At 64.8% G+C, this 17,102-nt stretch carries 17 protein-coding genes and 1 tRNA gene; 1 reads left to right on the top strand and 17 read right to left on the bottom strand.

Features of this window, described 5'->3' with window-relative positions:
* Positions 1–110 precede the first annotated feature (110 nt).
* The 17 genes from E6K76_00090 to E6K76_00010 all read right to left on the bottom strand — a co-directional run bounded on the left by E6K76_00090 (position 111) and on the right by E6K76_00010 (position 15,991).
* Positions 111–1,379: an aminotransferase DegT gene (locus E6K76_00090; protein TMQ61028.1), complete on the bottom strand. Its 1,269-nt coding sequence runs from the start codon at positions 1,377–1,379 to the stop codon at positions 111–113.
* The gene (locus E6K76_00085; protein ID TMQ61027.1) at positions 1,247–2,362 is read right to left on the bottom strand and encodes a GNAT family N-acetyltransferase; all 1,116 of its coding nucleotides are present in this window, start codon (positions 2,360–2,362) and stop codon (positions 1,247–1,249) included. The genes E6K76_00090 and E6K76_00085 overlap by 133 nt, the downstream gene beginning before the upstream one ends.
* Positions 2,359–3,663: a TIGR03087 family PEP-CTERM/XrtA system glycosyltransferase gene (locus E6K76_00080; protein ID TMQ61026.1), complete on the bottom strand. Its 1,305-nt coding sequence runs from the start codon at positions 3,661–3,663 to the stop codon at positions 2,359–2,361. The genes E6K76_00085 and E6K76_00080 overlap by 4 nt, the downstream gene beginning before the upstream one ends.
* A complete protein-coding gene (locus tag E6K76_00075; GenBank protein TMQ61025.1) occupies positions 3,576–4,748 on the bottom strand; it encodes a FemAB family PEP-CTERM system-associated protein in 1,173 nt (390 codons plus the stop codon). The genes E6K76_00080 and E6K76_00075 overlap by 88 nt, the downstream gene beginning before the upstream one ends.
* The gene (locus tag E6K76_00070) at positions 4,630–5,580 is read right to left on the bottom strand and encodes an SDR family oxidoreductase (protein ID TMQ61024.1); all 951 of its coding nucleotides are present in this window, start codon (positions 5,578–5,580) and stop codon (positions 4,630–4,632) included. Before E6K76_00070 ends, E6K76_00075 begins: the two co-directional genes overlap by 119 nt.
* A 7-nt stretch (positions 5,581–5,587) precedes the next feature.
* The gene (locus tag E6K76_00065) at positions 5,588–6,916 is read right to left on the bottom strand and encodes a nucleotide sugar dehydrogenase (GenBank protein TMQ61023.1); all 1,329 of its coding nucleotides are present in this window, start codon (positions 6,914–6,916) and stop codon (positions 5,588–5,590) included.
* A gap of 13 nt (positions 6,917–6,929) precedes the next feature.
* The gene (locus E6K76_00060) at positions 6,930–7,700 is read right to left on the bottom strand and encodes a CpsD/CapB family tyrosine-protein kinase (GenBank protein ID TMQ61022.1); all 771 of its coding nucleotides are present in this window, start codon (positions 7,698–7,700) and stop codon (positions 6,930–6,932) included.
* Between the two features lie 8 nt (positions 7,701–7,708).
* Positions 7,709–9,490: a hypothetical protein gene (locus E6K76_00055; protein TMQ61021.1), complete on the bottom strand. Its 1,782-nt coding sequence runs from the start codon at positions 9,488–9,490 to the stop codon at positions 7,709–7,711.
* Positions 9,375–10,379 (bottom strand): hypothetical protein, encoded by a 1,005-nt coding sequence (locus E6K76_00050; GenBank protein TMQ61020.1) that lies wholly within the window; start codon positions 10,377–10,379, stop codon positions 9,375–9,377. Before E6K76_00050 ends, E6K76_00055 begins: the two co-directional genes overlap by 116 nt.
* A 42-nt stretch (positions 10,380–10,421) precedes the next feature.
* Positions 10,422–11,513, bottom strand: coding sequence for a UDP-N-acetylglucosamine 2-epimerase (non-hydrolyzing) (locus E6K76_00045; protein TMQ61019.1), 1,092 nt, complete (start codon positions 11,511–11,513; stop codon positions 10,422–10,424).
* On the bottom strand, positions 11,510–12,247 hold the full coding sequence (locus E6K76_00040) for a DUF92 domain-containing protein (protein ID TMQ61018.1): 738 nt from the start codon (positions 12,245–12,247) through the stop codon (positions 11,510–11,512). Before E6K76_00040 ends, E6K76_00045 begins: the two co-directional genes overlap by 4 nt.
* Before the next feature lie 4 nt (positions 12,248–12,251).
* On the bottom strand, positions 12,252–12,920 hold the full coding sequence (locus E6K76_00035; GenBank protein ID TMQ61017.1) for a hypothetical protein: 669 nt from the start codon (positions 12,918–12,920) through the stop codon (positions 12,252–12,254).
* A gap of 32 nt (positions 12,921–12,952) precedes the next feature.
* Complete coding sequence (locus E6K76_00030) at positions 12,953–13,600, bottom strand: DUF4388 domain-containing protein (protein ID TMQ61016.1); 648 nt, start codon at positions 13,598–13,600, stop codon at positions 12,953–12,955.
* A 15-nt stretch (positions 13,601–13,615) separates the two neighbouring features.
* Positions 13,616–14,695: a sensor domain-containing diguanylate cyclase gene (locus tag E6K76_00025; GenBank protein TMQ61015.1), complete on the bottom strand. Its 1,080-nt coding sequence runs from the start codon at positions 14,693–14,695 to the stop codon at positions 13,616–13,618.
* Positions 14,696–14,712: 17 nt separating this feature from the next.
* Entirely contained in the window at positions 14,713–14,958 is a 246-nt protein-coding gene (locus E6K76_00020; protein TMQ61014.1) for a hypothetical protein, read from the bottom strand.
* A gap of 10 nt (positions 14,959–14,968) precedes the next feature.
* A tRNA-Arg gene (locus tag E6K76_00015) sits at positions 14,969–15,045 on the bottom strand.
* A 94-nt stretch (positions 15,046–15,139) separates the two neighbouring features.
* Entirely contained in the window at positions 15,140–15,991 is an 852-nt protein-coding gene (locus E6K76_00010) for a hypothetical protein (protein ID TMQ61013.1), read from the bottom strand.
* 152 nt (positions 15,992–16,143) lie between these two features.
* On the opposite strand from E6K76_00010, the gene E6K76_00005 reads away from it, so the two are divergent.
* The gene (locus E6K76_00005) at positions 16,144–17,088 is read left to right on the top strand and encodes a class I SAM-dependent methyltransferase (GenBank protein ID TMQ61012.1); all 945 of its coding nucleotides are present in this window, start codon (positions 16,144–16,146) and stop codon (positions 17,086–17,088) included.
* The last annotated feature ends 14 nt before the right edge of the window (positions 17,089–17,102 follow it).

Below are 17,102 nucleotides of genomic sequence, written 5' to 3'. Positions count from 1 at the left end.
AGCGGCCCAAATCAGCGCCCCCCCAAGAGTATACTGCGACTTCTTGAGGCGCGCGTCGGGCACGATGGAGCCGCGGCGCGCGAGGGCAGGAACGGCCTCCGCAACAAGATTCATGTCCACCGGGCCACCCGGTTCAAGGTATGGGCCATGTATTTCATGTGCCCCGGGTGAAGCCTCTGATGAACCGGGATTTCGAGGACGTGCCGCCTGAGAAACCCGATCTCGGGAAAGGACTCCTCGGAGATGGCGGGGTGGGTCCGAGACCAAAAATTTATGGTCTCGATCCCCTCCTCCTGCATCCTCGCTTGGAGCGATTCCTTGTCCTGCGCGAGGATCGGAAAGGAGTGGGGGCAGACCCCGGCAGGCAGATCGGGGTGGACCACGCGGACTTGAGGATCGAGGTGCTTCAGCAGGCAGGCGTAATTCTCTCTGCGTCGACGCGCGATTGCCTCGGCGTCGGCTCGCGAGATCAGGTACGACACCAGGGGTGAGATGCCGAGGTCGAGGAAACGGGGATCCAGGCGGTTCGTGTCGACCAACACCGGCGCATGCTTGCTCCATCCCTTGAGGGCTCGGGCCACGGAACGGGCCAGCTCGGCAACCCGGTGCCCCGGCTCCCCCCATCTCAACTCCAACCAGTCGAGACCGCGGTGGACGCAATAGGCGGCGGTCGATGTGCGATCGGGCGGTATCGGTGCCGCCGGCATCGGCAGGGAGTCCCGGTTGAGCACAAGGACCCCTCCATGGGGAACCGGCAGCGTCTTGTAGATGCAATAGATCGCCATGCTGCCAAATGTGCCCAGGAGTCTGTCTCCGGACTTGGAAAACATGGAGAGAGCACAGTCCTCGATTAGAGGCAGACCGTGGCCATCCGCCAGGTTTCGGATGGCTTCGATCGGTTGAGGAAAGCCCCAGTAATGAGTGACGTAGATCGCCCGCGTGTCGCGGGAGATGAGCCGGGCGATCTCCGAGGGGTCGAGGCGCACCGAGGCATCGATCCGGAAGCGGCGGAGCTTGAGCCCGAGCGCGAGGAGCACGTCGATTTCCACCCCGTGGCAATACGCGGGCACCAGCACCTCATCCCCCTCCTTGAGCCCGAGCGCCCGGACTCCGTGCCAAATCGCGTTTCGCGCCAGGTAGTAGAGTTGGTGTCGCGTGCCTGGCGGCGCGATGGATGCCAACGTTTCTCGTCTGGCGCCCAGGAAATCCCCGGGAGTAAGCGGCTGGATGAACGGGATCCTTGGCTTCACTTCCCCGCCCGTTTCAACAGCGCCTTCACTCTTGGACGAAGCTGGAATTTGTATGCGTAGTGCAAGCGCGGGAGGATTCCCCGTCCGTACACGAAGATCCACTCGTGCTCCCGTGTCCGCGGGAGCCAGTCTCGTTTCGAATCATTGATTTCGCCCAAGAAGTCGTACTCTCTCACGCCCTCCGCGAAGAGCCTCTGGAGCAGCTCTCGCTTCAGCAGCTGGCCGACGGAGTACGGTGCGAACTCGGGGTCGTAGCCGATCTTGACCGAGTAGAAGCGGTCCCGGTAACGCAGCCCGCAGTCGAAGGCGGCGGGCTCGGAGCCAACGGTCAGCAGGGAGAGACGGGCCCATCCCCGGTCGGCGGCGACCTGCATCCACTGGGTGTAAAAGGCCGCGACGGACGGATCGGATGCGATCGCGCTTCCTGCGTTGCCTTTCCAGCTCCTCTGTTCCAGCTCGATCCCGACGGCCAACGCGGCCGCAACCTGCTCGGGATCGGAAGCGACGCGGAAATCGAGGGGGCCCCTGAGAACGACTCTCGTGGAGCGATTCCGAATGTTCGAGCGGAACTTTGGTTTGAGCCCGCTCCAGTAATCCGCCCACGATCCGCCCAGCGGGAGATACGGACAGGTGTACGCATGATCGGCTTCCGCGCGGTACCCGGCATTGCGGGCGGCGCGGATCAGTCCGGGAAGCACCGGGCTGTCCTCCGCCACATCTTGGAGGAGGAGCAGGTCCCACGGTCGCGGCCTTCGGGCGAGGTATCCGCAGAACCGCTCCAGGGCCGATTCCTCTCCCTCCCGCACCAAGAGGTCGAACCGGCAGGAATGATCATTCGTCAACGATTGCAGGCAGGTGAGCGGCAGTCCCATCATCCGTCGGCTCCGCTCCATCAAGGGGGCCGCGAAGCAGACCTTCCTCCCCCGTCTTCCGAGAATGATCGCGAGCCTGTGCTGGACGCCGAACTGCGACCACCAGATGCGAAACCATTCGTGTCGGAGAAAGGGCAGATCCGCGAGGCTTCCGTCCAGAAGGTCGTTCCACTCGTCTTCGAGGGCGAGGAATTCCTGAAAGGTCTGAATCTCCTCGAAAGCGTACGCGCCTTCCGTCATGGCGTGACCTCTCCGGCGGCGATGCGCCGCTCGCACGCCCGCTGGAGCAACGCCTCTAGCATGCCGTGGTGGCCTTCCCAGCGGTGACGCTCCATCACGAATTGTCTCGCGCGAGCGCCGGAACGGCGACGAGCCTCGGGGGATTTCAGGAGCTCCAGCACGGCTTCCGCCATCTCGCGGGGCGAGTCCGAGATCCGAGCACCGTCCTCCGAGGTCGCGCCGATTCCCTGGAAGGCGACCCGTGTTCCAACGATGGGAAGACCCATGGCCATCGCTTCCAGGACCTTGTTCTGGATGCCGCGCGCGATCCGCAGGGGGGCGACCGCCACCCGCGAGCGGCGAAGGTAGGGCCGGGTATCCGGCACGCTTCCGGTCACCACGATGCCCGGTAGCTCGGCGAGCTTGCGGACGGCCGCCGTCGGATTTCGGCCGACGATGTAGAAGGTGCAGGTCCCTTCCTTGCTTCGAATGAGTGGAAAGACTTCCGCGGCAAAGGTGCGGGCGCCGTCGACGTTGGGGAGGTAATCCATCGCCCCGCAAAAAACCACCGCGGGCTCCGCGGCCGTTTCGGGGGAGTTTGCCTCGGGCTGGAAGTACTCCACATCGACGCCGTTGGGGATCACCGTGATCTCCCGTCGCGAGCCGGCAGCGCGCAGAAGCTCGGCTTCCGCCTCCGAAACGACGATGGCCTCGTCGAAGTCTTCCACCGCCGCGACCTCGTACCGCGAAAGGCGCTTCGCCTCTTCGCGGTACATCCACGATAAGGGCGGGGTGTGAGAGTCGGCGTAGGACCGCCATTTCGCGGAGTCCGCATCGACCAGATCGAGGACTTTCGCCATGCCCCGCTCCCCGCGAACGTAGGGCGCCATTGCCGTGGAGAAGACGAGAGCCGCATCGGGGCGCTCCGCTCGGATGCGATCGCGCACCTTACGATGGAGCGTGGGCGAGTGGAATGCCGCGACCGAGAAAGGGGTCCGTGAAGGCAACGCAAAGGCCGCTCGGGCCATCGAGGCCTGCCGGCCACGGTAGGCCCAGTCCACCGTGGCGCTGAATCGCTCGACGGCATCCAGGTGGGTGCGATCGGCGGGATCATCGATCAAGAACGCGAGGTGAACGCGGTGATTCTTTGAAAGCGCGCGCACTTGATGGAAGGACCGAATCTTGTCGCCCTTGTCCGGGGGATATGGAATCCGATGGCACAGACAGAGAATCTTCACGGGAAAAAGCGCAGGAGCTTGGGGCCCAGCCAGCGGGTGATGGAAATGGGCATCCGCTTCCAGAGAAGGATCGGCAGCGAGAATCCAGGATTCAGCGGGCTCAAATCAGGCAAGTTTTTCTGCGTTACCAAATGATACTGGTACGGGAGCGGGGTCGGCTCGAAGCCCCAGTGACGCTTGAAATGGTAGGCTCCCGTCCCCACCTTGCTGCGGCCAAAGTCGAACAGCTCGCACCCCCGCTCTGCAGCGCGGCTCAGCAGGGTCCAGTACATGAAATCGTTGACGCAAAGCTCTCGCGCGGCCGAGCGGATGGAAGCCCCCCAGTAGGGTAATACTTCGTTCCGGAAGAAAAACGCCGCCGCCCCCCCCACGGCGCGACTCTTGTGCCGGACAATCAGGATTCGGCAATCGTTGCCGAACGCGCGGAGCAAGCCCTGGAAGAAAGACGGAGGATAGGGCGGGCTCCCCAGGTCCCGCATGTTGATGGAGTAGACCCGGTAGAATTCCCGCAACAGCTCCTCTCCTCCCAGCTCGGCCTCGAGTCCGAGACGAATGCCCCGGCGAATCGCGGTGCGAGGCCGGGTGGGAATGGCTCTCATGTTGCGCTCCGGATCGCGAGCGATCGGCTTTCGAAAGGTCACGTAGAGGTTCTTGACTTGAAGATTGCCCGTCGCCGTCCTGTTTCGCAGCTCGAGGTATCGGACCCGAAATCGATCCGCGAGCTCGGCGGCCGAGGTCAAGAGGGCGCGCGCGGCGGCGGGATCGTCCGCGATGATGCCGCCATAGATCGCGGCGGGTGAGGAGATGAGCGCCGCGCCGGACGGGAATACCGGAGCCCGGTACAGGGGGAGCGCTCCGCATAGGACGCCGCCTCGCTCGGCGACGAGAGAGTGAGACTCATACGGGTACGCGGCTCCGACTGTGTCGAGCCAGGCTCGGAGGTGGCACAGGGTTCCCTGCGGGTTGCGACGGACGTAGTCATCCCAGCAGCTCGCAGGTACGTCCGAGGCGGGCTTTACGCGCACGGGCTCCGGAGCTTCGGAGGCGGGCTCAGCCTGCATCGCGGTAGTACTGCACCGTTCGCTCCAGGCCCTCGCGAAACCCCGTCTGGACAGAGAAGCCGAGGAGCCGCCTGGCCCTGTCGATGCTCGCTTGGGAGTGCCGGACATCCCCGGGCCGCGGCGGAAGCATTTCAGGGTCGGGGGTCTGCCCGGTGAGCGAGGCGAGCTCGTCCAAGAGATTCATCAGCGAATATCGCTCTCCGCAGGCGATGTTGATCGCCTCCCCGCGCCCCTCACCTCGGGTGCACGCGTCCAGGTTGGCCTGGACAACGTTGTCCACGAAGGTGAAGTCACGACTCTGGTGCCCGTCACCGAAGACCTGAGGTCGGCGGCGCTCGAGGAGCGCCCGGGCGAAGCGCGGGACGACCGCGGCATAAGCTGAGTCCGGATTCTGGCGCGGACCGAACACGTTGAAGTAACGGAGGGAAATGGTAGGAAGACCGAGGGTGACCGCAAAGACCCTCGCGAAGGTTTCCCCCGCGAGCTTGGCGCATGCGTAGGGGGACAGAGGCCTCGGCTCCATGTCCTCCGACTTGGGAAGGACCTCGGTGTCGCCATAGACAGAGGAGGAGCTCGCAAGGACGACCCGTCGGACGCCGCACCGGCGCGCGGCCTCCAGTACGGTCAGGGTGCCCATGACATTCACCTGCGTCGTCCCGACCGGATCCTCGACGGACCGGGGCACGGACGCGAGGGCCGCCTGGTGCAGCACGAAATCGATCCCCTTACACGCCCGAAGGCACGTGGTGGAGGACCGGACGTCTCCCTCGATCCATTCGAAACGGTCTTGGGCTCCCGCCGCCGCGATGGCCTCGAGATTTTCCCGCCGCCCGGTGGAGAGATCGTCGAGCACACGAACGCGATGTCCGTCTCGGAGAAGCCGTACCGCGAGGTGAGAGCCGATGAACCCGGCGCCCCCGGTTACGAGGTAGTGTTGCATGGACGCCTTAGAGCCGAAAGACGCCGTGCGTGCGGCGGCCCTTGAGCGCGTTCCGGGTATCGACGACGGTGCGCGCGTGTTTTGCGATCACCTTGAAGTCGAACGCCTTGTGTGCCGTGGCGATCACGACGCAGTCCGCCGCGCGCAGGGAGCTTGCCCGGAAGGGCTTTCCACGCATCGTGTGTCCGGAATGGACGATGGATGGGACGTGGGGGTCCGAGTAGCTGACCTTGGCGCCCTCGCGGGCGAGGATCTCCATCAGATCCAAGGAAGGCGACTCGCGCACGTCATCGATGTTGGCCTTGTACGCGACGCCGAGGATGAGCACCCTCGAGCCGCGGATCGGCCGCCGGAGAGAATTGAGGGCCTCCCCCACCCGCTTCGCCACGTGGTACGGCATGCTGGCGTTGATCTGCCCCGCGAGCTCGATGAAGCGTGCCTCGAAGCCGCTCTCCCTAGCTTTCCAGGAAAGATAAAAGGGGTCGATCGGGATGCAGTGGCCTCCCAGCCCCGGACCGGGGTAGAAGGGCATGAATCCGAACGGCTTCGTGGCGGCCGCCTCAATGACCTCCCACACGTTGATGCCCATCTTGTCGGACATGAGCGCCAGCTCGTTGACGAGTCCGATGTTCACGCTCCGGAACGTATTCTCGAGCAGCTTCACCATCTCGGCGACGCGGGTCGAGCTGACCGGGATGACCCTGTCCAGAACGGAGGCGTAGAGCGCCGAGGCGGCTCGTGTGCAATCCCGGCTGACGCCGCCGATGACCTTGGGGATGTTCTTGGTCTGATAAACCGCGTTGCCGGGGTCGACTCGCTCGGGCGAAAAGGCGAGGAAAAAATCCCGCCCCGTGCGCAGCCCTCGCTTCTCGAGGGCGGGCGCCACCAGCTCTTCCGTCGTTCCCGGGTAGGTTGTGCTCTCGAGGACGATCAGCTGACCCCGGCGCAATCGCGGCGCGATCTCGTCCACGGCCGCGACGATGTACGAGACATCGGGATCTCGGGTCTTGCGGAGGGGCGTCGGGACGCAAATATCGATGGCGTCCATCTCGCGCAGGTGTTCAAAGTCGGTCGTGGCGCGGAGCCCGCCGGCCGCGACCAGATGCCGGACCTCGGTGCGTGGAACGTCTTGAATGTACGAGCGCCCGGCGTTGATCGCTGCGGCACGACGGTTGTTGATCTCGAACCCGGTGACGGGATACCCCGCTTTGGCGAATTCGACCGCGAGGGGAAGCCCGACGTAGCCCAGCCCGACGATGCCGACCTTTGCGGAGCGTCGGTCGACGCGGCGAAGAAAGCGGTTCAAGGGGGAGCGTGTGGCCGACGCTTTCGACATGAGCTTCCTCAGGTCAGAGTTTGTAGGCGCGGGAGCCCGAAGGGTGCGAATCGGAATGGATGGTGGGGCCCTGCCGCGCGCGTCTGGAGTGAGCCTCCTGCCCCGGGTATCCGTAGTAGCGGTAGTCGTAGTAATACGGGAGCTGGCTGGACGCGTTGTTGACAATCACGCCCACGAGCTTCTGGGCCGCCGGCGTGAGAATGTCGCGCATTCTCCTGACGAGAGGCACGGGCGTCTTTCCGGCCATGACGACGGCGATGACGCCGTCGACGTGTTCCGCCATGAGAAGGGGTTCCACGACGGGTACGACGGGGGCGCTGTCTATGAAGACCAGATCAAACGCACCGCGGACCCTCTTCACCAGTGCCGCGAATGTTTCGTCGCGGTATGCCTCTCCAGGGCGCGCCGGATGCGCTCCGCTCGAGATGACGGACAACTTCGGAAGCAAGGTCGGACGCATCGCCGTATCGAACGAGACCCTTCCCTCGAGGAACTCGAACAATCCGGGCCGCGGGCTCATCCCCAGCAGGTGGTGGATCGTCGGCCGTCTCAAATCCGCGTCGATGAGGAGGGTGTTGCGGCCGAGGGCCTTCGCGGCGACGATCGAAAGAAGAGCGCAAATCGTGCTCTTGCCTTCGCCTCGTGCCGCGCTCGTAACCATGAACACGCGCTGACCGGAGTCCTGGGTTCTTCGGCCCAGAGTCTGGAGGATGCGACGAGTTTCTGTGACGTAGGGGGCATCGAGCGAGAAGCCCGTGAACAGATTGCGGCCTGCCCTGGCCATAGGAGGGGTCACTGCTGCTGGGTTGTGGCGTCGTGGCCCGTCGCTACCGGTCCCCTGTGGTCGGAGCCGTTAACGACACAGAAAGCTGCCGTGGCGAGTATGACGATCGCGAGCGAAACCGGGGCCCAGTTTCGGCTGAGGAATGTTCCGGGTGGGGACCAGGCTTCGATCCGTGGGATCGCCCCGAGCGCTTTGACCTGGAGGGCTTCTTCCGCCGTCTCCAGGGAGCATAGAGACGCGTTGTACCGCACCATTCCAATGACCACGATCACGGAGAGGAAGGCGCCCAGGAGCAATGCCGAGGAGAGGATCTTGATGAGGCGCTGAGTCGGGTACGGGGTCAGCGGAATCAACGCCGGCTCGACGACCTCCACTTGGAATCCAAGCTGGCTCTCCTGGATTGCTTCGGAAAGGTGCGACGATGTGGCCTCTCGTTGAAGGGCGGTCAGCAGGTCTCGATTCCTCTGAGCCTCGTCCTTCAATCGCTGCTCCTCCATCTGGTCCCGCGGGGACCGCTGCATCCCCCGCGAATAGCTCTGGATATATGCGTTCATCCGATCCTTTTTCTCGCGCAGGGATCGGAGCTCGGATCGGTCCAGTGCGATTCCCGCGACCAGGTCGCGCGCATCGTCGCTGAGGAGCCCCCCGCGAGCGCTGGCCAGGTCCCGGTAGGCGGCGAACAGAGCCTGCCGCGTGGCCCCGATCCTGAGCTTCTGCGCCGAGATGTCCCCCGTTCCCGCGGCGCCCCGGAGGTCCGCGACTCCCAAGTTGACCTCGAGCTCCTTGAGCCGCGCCTCGAGGGCCCTGGTGTTCCCGTTTTCAAGGTTGGGGATCGTCGCGTCGACGCCGGCGAGCCCCCTCAACTGGAGTTGCTCCGTCCGAAGCCGTTCACGAATCTGGTTCATCTCCGCGTCGGTCGTCCGAACCGTCTCTCGTGCTAGGTCGGCGTTTTGGGCATTGACCGGGACATCCGCGAGTTGGCTGCCAATCACGGATTCCTCGAATTGGCGAAGCGCGTTCTCGGACTGACGCAGCTTCTCTTCATAGATCTTGATCTGGTCGGCGCTGAACGCCCCCCTGGCACGGGCTTGCTCCCGGGCCGTGACCGCGTTCTCCTGCACGAGCGTGTTCACCACCGTTGTGGCGAGCTGCCGGGCCGTGGCGGGATCATCCCCAAGGGCCGAAATCCGAACGAGGGTTACTGACGATCTGGCCGGGGGGCCGACGGGCGAAGCGAAGATGCGCCGCGAAACCACCGAGATTGCCCTCCGGAGCGCGAGCTCGTCCGTGGTAACCCCCTCGAGATGCTGGGCCTCTTCGGCGGCCCGAAGACGAATCTCCCTGGTGTGCGCGAGCCCCAGCTGGTTCACGATGCTAGTGAGAAAGGAACGGCTGTGGAGACGGTTGTCGATTTGAATGACCGTCGGAGTGGACGATTCCGCGGGCCCTCGCTGGTCGCCCACGAGCGGCTCCAACGCGGGAGACACGCTCGTCTGCTCCCCCACGGAGACGGTGGCGGCCGCTTCGTATTGCCGGGTGATCACCAGGTACAAGAGGCCCGCGCAGGCGGCGGTCACGATGGGCAGGAGCGCAACCCAGAGAAGATGACGGACCTTCCATAGGATCTCGCGCAGATCAAGTGGGGAGGAACCGTTCACGATGACGCTCGATAGGTTACCGGCGGGAGATAGCGACGATGGACACGGCAAGCGTTGCCAAGGGCATGATCGTGCGGACCGCGTTGGCCCAGCCGCTTCCGCCAGGACGAATGTGCGGTACGAATATGGCATCCCCCGGGCGGAGCAGCGGATTGCCGGAGGTGTTGCCCTTTCCGAGATACTCCCTGAGGTTGGCCTTGAGGGGGATCGTCTGGGCGCCGCTTTTGCGGACGATCTCTATGTTCGAAAGGCTGGCGTCCGGGCTGGGGCCACCGCTCCTTGCCAACGCGCCGATCAAGTCGCCGCCGCGCTCGAGGTTCAACATACCGGGCCGGACGACGGCGCCGAATACGAACACGGTATTGGGCGTCAGCGCCACCGAGGTGGAGCTCTGGCGGGGCACGCGAATCGTGTCCCCGGGCTTCACCTGGCTGAGCTGGTCGAGGCGCCCTTCACGAAGCGCCGACTCGACATTCACAACGACCACGCCCCTTCCTGAGGAAGGATCGCCGGGAATAATCTCAACCGCGGAGAGGACCGCATCCTCAACAGGACCGCCGGCCTCACCGATCGCTTCCCAAATGTTCGGAAGCTTCGCGAACGCATACTTTCCCGGCCGCGTAACGGCTCCTAGGACGAGGATATTCAGACTTAGAGACTGCGCGATCGAGACATCCACCCTCGTGATGTCCCGGTCGAAGACGGAGAGGCGCCGGGAGAGATCGGCGGACAACTCCCTCGCTGTTTTCCCCTTCGCGTCGACTCCACCGACCAGCGGCAAGAAAAGCTGGCCGTCGGCGCCGACGGTGTACTTCCCCGTCAAATCGGTCCGCCCCGCAACCACAACGTTGACGACATCGCCTGGCCCAATCCGGAGCTCCTCCGCGGCGGAGGCCTGGGTAAGGGGTTCAGGCCCCAGCACGATTAGTGCCAGAGCCACCAGACCGCTCAAGAACCGGAAACCAAAACCCGGTGCCGCCCCGAGCCCAGTCACCGCCAAAATGGTAGGGTTTCTACGCATGTTTTTGTCAAATATTCAAACTAGCATTCACCAAAGGGGGTGTCAACGAACACCCAGGTACTGGGTCAGCACGCGCGCAATCCGGCCACCGGATTGTCCGTCCCAGAGGGACGGGCAACGCGCTGGGGGAAGCGGGCCCTCCAGCAGCGGTAGGGCCGCTGGCATGATGGAAGCGGGATCGTCGCCAAGAAGCCTGTTCGTACCCTCGGCGATTGTGACCGGTCGTTCTGTGTTGGCACGGAGCGTGAGACATGGAACGCCGAGCGCCGTTGTTTCCTCCTGAATGCCCCCGCTGTCGGTGAGCAGAAATCGTGCCCGGTCCATGAGGCTCAGAAAGTCGAGGTAGCCGAGCGGTTCCGTGATTCGGAGACCGGCGGGAGGATCGAGTCCTCCGCGCACCATCCGCTCGCGCGTGCGCGGATGAACCGGGAACAGAACGGGGATCTTGGCGGCCAGCTGGCCGAGCGCCTCCATGACCCTACGGAGATTCTCCGGCTGATCCACGTTGCTGGGGCGGTGGAGCGTTACGAGAGCGTAGGAGCGCTCCTTGAGTCCCAGCCGCTCGGCCGCGCGGCGCTCGCGTGCCGCCGGCAAGTGGAGCCTCAGCGTATCGATCATGGGATTCCCGACGAGGTGGATCTTCGCGGAAGGGACCCCTTCGGCGCGCAGATTGTCCACCGCGTCCGCCGAGGTCGCGAAGAGGAGATCCGAGACCGCGTCGGTGACGAGCCGGTTGATCTCCTCGGGCATCGTGCGGTCGCGACTCCGCAGCCCCGCTTCCACATGCGCCACGGGAACCCCGAGCTTCACCGCAACGAGGCTGCACGCCAGCGTGGAGTTGACGTCCCCCACCACGATGACCAGCTTCGGAGCGCGATCCTCCACAACCGGCTCGAAGGCCGTCATGATTCGCGCGGTCTGTCGCGCGTGCGAGTCCGATCCCACGTCGAGATCGCGATCCGGAACGGGGAGGCCCAGCTCGTCGAAGAAGACCCGCGACATGTCCTCGTCGTAGTGCTGGCCCGTATGAACGAGGTACGGCCGAATCTGCGGAAAAGGGCGAAGGCTCCTCAAAATGGGAGCCATCTTCATGAAGTTGGGGCGCGCGCCGACCACGCAAAGGATTTCGCTCACGATCCGATCCGTCCGAGGGCGCTCGCACCGAGCGCCAGACCCGCCGACGCCGCAGAAACGAAGACGTTCCGGCCGAAATGACCCACGCGGGCTCCGAGGGCGGTGGGCGCAAGCGCGCTCTCGAGCACGCTCCCAAGAAATCCCGCGCACGCCGCGATCCAGGCGGAGGTCGCCGGAAGCAGCCCGACTCCGGAGGCCGCGATCGCTGCGAGGAGCGCCGATCCCGCGCCCGCGAGGAGCCCGGGGGCGCTCACGCCGCCCGGGGTTCCGTGCGCCGCCGCGACAATGCGGAAGCCATGCAGGGCAAGCACGCGCCCGCCGATGACGGGCCCCAGCTCGGTAGCCGCGGTATCGGCGAAGGCGCCCGCGAGGGCGGCGACATAGGCGAGAACCAGGATGGCGTCCGGCGCCGCGCCGAACAGGGCGAGCCCTCCGGCGGCGGCCGGCAGCGCGAGCTTCGCCGTTACATGCCGTACGCCGCGGCGACCCTCGTTATTCTCCGCCATCCCAAGACGCTCTTTCTTTGCGCGGCCGGTGCGCGTCAGGAGACCCGAGCCCAATACGAACAGCGCGAGCGGCACGAAGGCGGCGGCGCCGAGCCCAGCCGTGGCGATCAGCGCGACCAGAAATCCCGCCAGGGCGCCGCTGCGCGTGCCCTGGCGTGTCACCAGCACCAGAGCCGCCCCGGCGAGAGCGAGGAGCGCTCCCCACGGCGCGGAGGGGTTGAGCCTCACCCGGTCACGCTAAAAAACGGTACGCCGCGGCGACGAGGAGCGGAACCGTCACATTGTCCACCCCCGGAGGGGAAAGCGCCTCCGCCACGGCCCCCGCGATGCCGCAGCCCACGCCCGCGCGCGCCGCAGGCGGCCCTCCCGGACAGACGGCCGCAACGACGGCGACGGCCGCCGCGGCGATCAGGAAGAACGCGAGTGAGCCCTCCACCGTGCGCCCGTGGGCCCACCGAGCGTACCGCCTTTGGCCCAGATTCGTTCCCACGAGGGCGGCCGCCGGATCCGCGAACGCCAGCGCGGCGATTCCCGCGAGGACCGCCCCTCGATGGCCAACATCCCAGAAGAAGAGGTAGGTCATGCATACCCCCAGGGGGAACATCCAGAGCCCGCGGGCCTCCGTTTCGCCGTCGGCCAGACCTGGGACGAAGTCGCGGAGTTTCGGCGAGGCGTTGAGCGCGATGAAGAGCGCGGGTGGAACGAGCGCCCACCCCCGGGAATGGAACAGGGCCGTCATGAAAAGCGTCACCGCGCCGATGAGCGCGTGGAGAAGCTTCCGGAAGAGAAAATGCGGGAGGCGCTGTTCGCGCCCTTGGGCCCACCGCGCGATGCGGAGAAGCAGCGCGACCAGACCGATCGAGACCAGGACCAGCGAAGGATCGTGGAGCCGCGCAGGCACGGCCGGACCTTATCCGCTCGGGTGAGCGGCTGTCAAAGCGATTCCCCTTCCGGGGCGTCCTCGTCGGCCAGCGGCGTGAATTCCTCGGTCCTGAGATGGAAGCTCCGGGTGAGCCGGATCAACTCCAGCTTGTCCGGCGTCAGCTCGCGTCGCCCGCGGAGAGGAGAGTCGGGCACGTGGCGCATCGACTCGATTCGCGCGCGCTCGCCGGCCTGCGCTCTGCGATCCACCTCCTCGAGGAGCGTGTCGACCTGAATCGCGATCCCGGTCTCCTCCGGCGCCTCCTGTGCGTCGAACTGGAAGTAGCCGACCTGCCAGGTGCAGAGGTCGTAGAGCGCCTCGCAGGTCTGATAGAGAACCGCCCCGCTCTGATCGGCGCCCGTGATCGCTCCCATGTCCACGAGGATTGCGCCGAGCCGGCGTGATCCGCCGGCCGTTTCCTGCGCTCGGAGCGCCGCGGCCAGGGTTTCCTGCGATATCTTTCCCAGCTTCAGCATGATCTCGCCGAACCGCTCGTCGCGAAGGGTGTCCGAGGCCCGGACGATCTTGCCCCGGTTCAAATGGATCTGCGCCGTAGCCGCGTCGGAACGGATCGTGATCACGCCGCTCTTCTCTCCGTTCGCGATGATAGCGAGCAGCTCCGGCAGGCTGAGATCGCGCAGGCTGCCTACAAGCGCCATCGATTGCTTTCCATCCTAAGCGGTGGAAACCTGGTTCTTGCCGGATTGCTTGGCGGCGTAAAGGGCGATGTCCGCGGCTTCGAGCAGCTCCCCGGCGGTGGCCCCGCTTTCCGGAAACGTCGCGACGCCCACGCTGATGGTGATCGCGCCTGGATCCACGAGCGGGAAGGCCCTGGATTCGACCGCCTGCTTTACGCGTTCCGCGAGCACGCACGCGCCTTCGCGGGCCGTCTGCGGCAGGATGACCACGAATTCGTCACCGCCGTATTTTGCCACGAGATCGATCGCGCGCGCCTCGCGCACGAGCGCCTGCGCCACGAGCTTCAGCACTTCGCTCCCGCGCAAATGTCCGTGCCGGTCGTTGTAGGTTTTCAGATTGTCCACGTCGAGCATCATGAGCGAGAAGTACTGCCCGAATCGAGCCGCCCGCTTCACCTCGCGGCGCAGAGCCATCTTCAGAAACCGGTAGTTGTAGACCTGGGTGAGATCGTCGGTGACGGCGAGCTGCTCCGCCCGCCGGAAGAGCTTTCCGTTTTCGATCGCGATCGCCGTGTGATTGGCAAGAAGGGAAAGGACGCGGAGGTGGCGTACATCGAACGGCGACCCATCGATCCGGTTCACCGCGACGAGGACGCCGAGCGTCGTGTCACGCACCTTGAGGGGAGCTGCCAGGCAGGCGGTTGTGTTCAGTCCGGGCAGCGAGTCGGCCTCCGGACGGTAGCGCGGATCGGCTCCCACATCGGGTACGTGGAGCGGTTGCCCTTCGAGCATGACCCACCGGGAAATGCCGCTCTGGCTCTCGATGTCGTACCGCTCGAGGTTGTGGAGCTGGCCGTCGTTCGAAATCCTTCGCGCGTACTTCCGCACCTTCCTCCCCTCGACGGTTATGAGGAAGACCGCCTGCGCGTGGAGGATCTGGAGGGCACAGTCCAGGACCGATTCGAAAATCGTTTCCTGCGCCCTGCCGCCGTTGATCAGGCTGGTAATTTCCTGAAGGGTGGCAAAGAACAGATCGCTCTCCGAGAGGTCGGTCGTTGCAGAACGCACGATTTGGTCATGGCGATTCATGGCGCAGAGGATCGGTGCAACCTCCATGCCGCGGCGGGCCGAAGCTACTGATCTTGCCGGAACAGACGGAGTTGTGTGAGGAAGCGGCGGAGCGCGAAGAGAAGGACCGCCAAAATCCCGGTCGGAATCATGTACCGGTAGAGCGGCAAGTCTTGGAGCATCGGGGCCACGGTCCGGAAATAGACGAAGAAGAGGACGATATCGAGCACCACCACGGCCCCCGCGACGATGAGCGTGGAAAGCCGCGCGATCCTGCGTTCGGTCCAGCGGAATGGGGCGGGTGTCGGCATGGAGCGTTGGTGGTGCGCCCGAAGGGATTCGAACCCCTGGCCTTCTGCTCCGGAGGCAGACGCTCTATCCAGCTGAGCTACGGGCGCAAGCTGCCGGCATTCTAACGATTTGATGTCTCCGTGGGAAGCCTGCGACGCGCGTGGTAGTGGGTCAGACCCACTACCACGCGCCGCTGGGCCGTCAGGCGTCGTCCCGGAGGAAGATCGTGCCGTACCTTCGCTGCCAGTCGGGTCGATCGCGTGACAACGGCTCGAGTGTCGAGTAGGAGCATTGAGCGGGTCCAGATCTCTCTCGTTCCGCTTCAGAGTGAATCTCTTCCAGCTTGTATTCCAGCGGCCGGAGGCGGAATTGACGTGTGAGCTTGGTCCGCAACCCGAGGTCCATACCGTCGATGAAAAGCACCGACCTTGGCTTCAAGAGAGTCCATATGTTTTGAAACCCCCGCCTGGCCATCCTCGGTCGCATATTGATCAGCACATTCTGGGCGAAGACGACGTCGGCTTTCCCCAGGACATGCGCCAGGTTTGGATCCAGGATGTCGGCGACGCCAAACGATACCTGTCTCCGAATCCCCGGCTTTACGCGGTACGCGCCTTCCTCCAAATCAAACGTGGATTGTACGAAGGCGTCGGGCAGCTCGGGAGTTGAGAAGACCTCTCGATGGCTGTAGGCGGCGCTCTCCGCCTTTTGAATGACATCCCGGTTGATATCCACCGCATGAACGGAAAACTCGGCATCGGCCCACGCTTGGCGGAGAACGGACGCTATCGTGTAGGCCTCGGATCCATTGGAGCACCCAAGCACCAGGATCCGGAGAGCTTCCCGAACCCCGCCGTGTCGAAGGAAGCTGTAGACCGGACCCGCAAGCGCGTCTGCTTGGCTCGGACGTCTCAAGAATCTTGTAAAGGTTATCCCGGTAGCCCGAGGCGCCGCCATGAGCACGATGCTGTGGCGGACGCGCTTCCAGAGCCCGGTCTTGAGGAACGCCCTCACAACCGGGACGCTTTTCACCAGCTCGGCTATTGGGTGCATTTCGGGGCCTTGACCGGCGGCGAATTCCTGACGGGGACAATCATCCTTCACTGCAGCAAACTCCCAGGACTATACCAGCTTCCGTGGGCCGCGGGTAGCGCTCGTGCCTCACCTCCACGGCATCCCGCGCGGCGACGCTCAAGACAGCGAGCCTGGCAGCCGATCTATTGCGTGCTCCTCCCGATTCTCGCCGCAACGTCGCATCAGGTCCCCAGTCGGAGGCAAAGGTGTTCGGGTCGCCGAAGCCGAAGCGCGCCGCGGCAGAGGTTGCGGGCGCGGTCCCGGAGATTCGCCGACTCCCGGCGTTTGCCCCCGAGCAAGCCCTCCTCGAGCGAGCTGCGGACTTTCTGCGACGGAAGCTGGGACGGGATCTTCAGCGGGAGATTGTGAGGGAATACGAGCGTGCATTCCGGGAAGGCCGGCATGACTTTCCGGCGCGCGTGGATCTGCCGTTCCGGTATGGCAAGCACCTCCCGGAACGTGTCGTGGAGCTACTCCTCGCGCGGCTCACGTACGAGCCGGGAATGAAGGTATTGGACGTCGGACATGCCAACGGCATGGAGTGCCACCTGGCCATGCTTCGATCTCTGCCCTCGCCGCGCGATCTCACCGGAATCGACATCGCGGAAGCCGCCTACGACACGTCGTCCTGCTACACGAAGTCGATCCGCGGAAGTATCGGCGCGACGCCGTTCGGCGACGAGACCTTCGATCTGATTTGGTGCATCTCCTCCCTGGAGCACGTCGGCATGGATAACTCGGGGTACGTGCAGGGAGAGGTCGGAGAAACCACGCCGGAAGCCGCGCTCTCGGAGATGGTGCGCCTGCTCCGGCCCGGCGGCTGCCTTCTCATCACCGTGCCGTTCGGCCGTTACGAGGACCACGGCTGGTTTCGGAACTTTGACGAAGCTCGTCTCCAAAGACTCCTGAATCCCGTTCGCCGGCGCACGACGGTCCAGGAGCTCTATTACCAGCACACGCGGACGAGCGGATGGAAGGCGGCTGAGCCCCGCGACCTGAGGACGGTCGGATACAGGGATCAGGGGAATGCCGGGGCCGCGGCCCTCGCGGCCGTGCTCATCACGAACCGTTCCTGATCACCGTCGCGCCT

Source organism: Candidatus Eisenbacteria bacterium (assembly GCA_005893275.1).
Lineage (GTDB): Bacteria > Eisenbacteria > RBG-16-71-46 > SZUA-252 > SZUA-252 > WS-7.
Note: the sequence above shows the minus strand (reverse complement) of the source record. Positions and strands in the feature narration are given on the sequence as shown.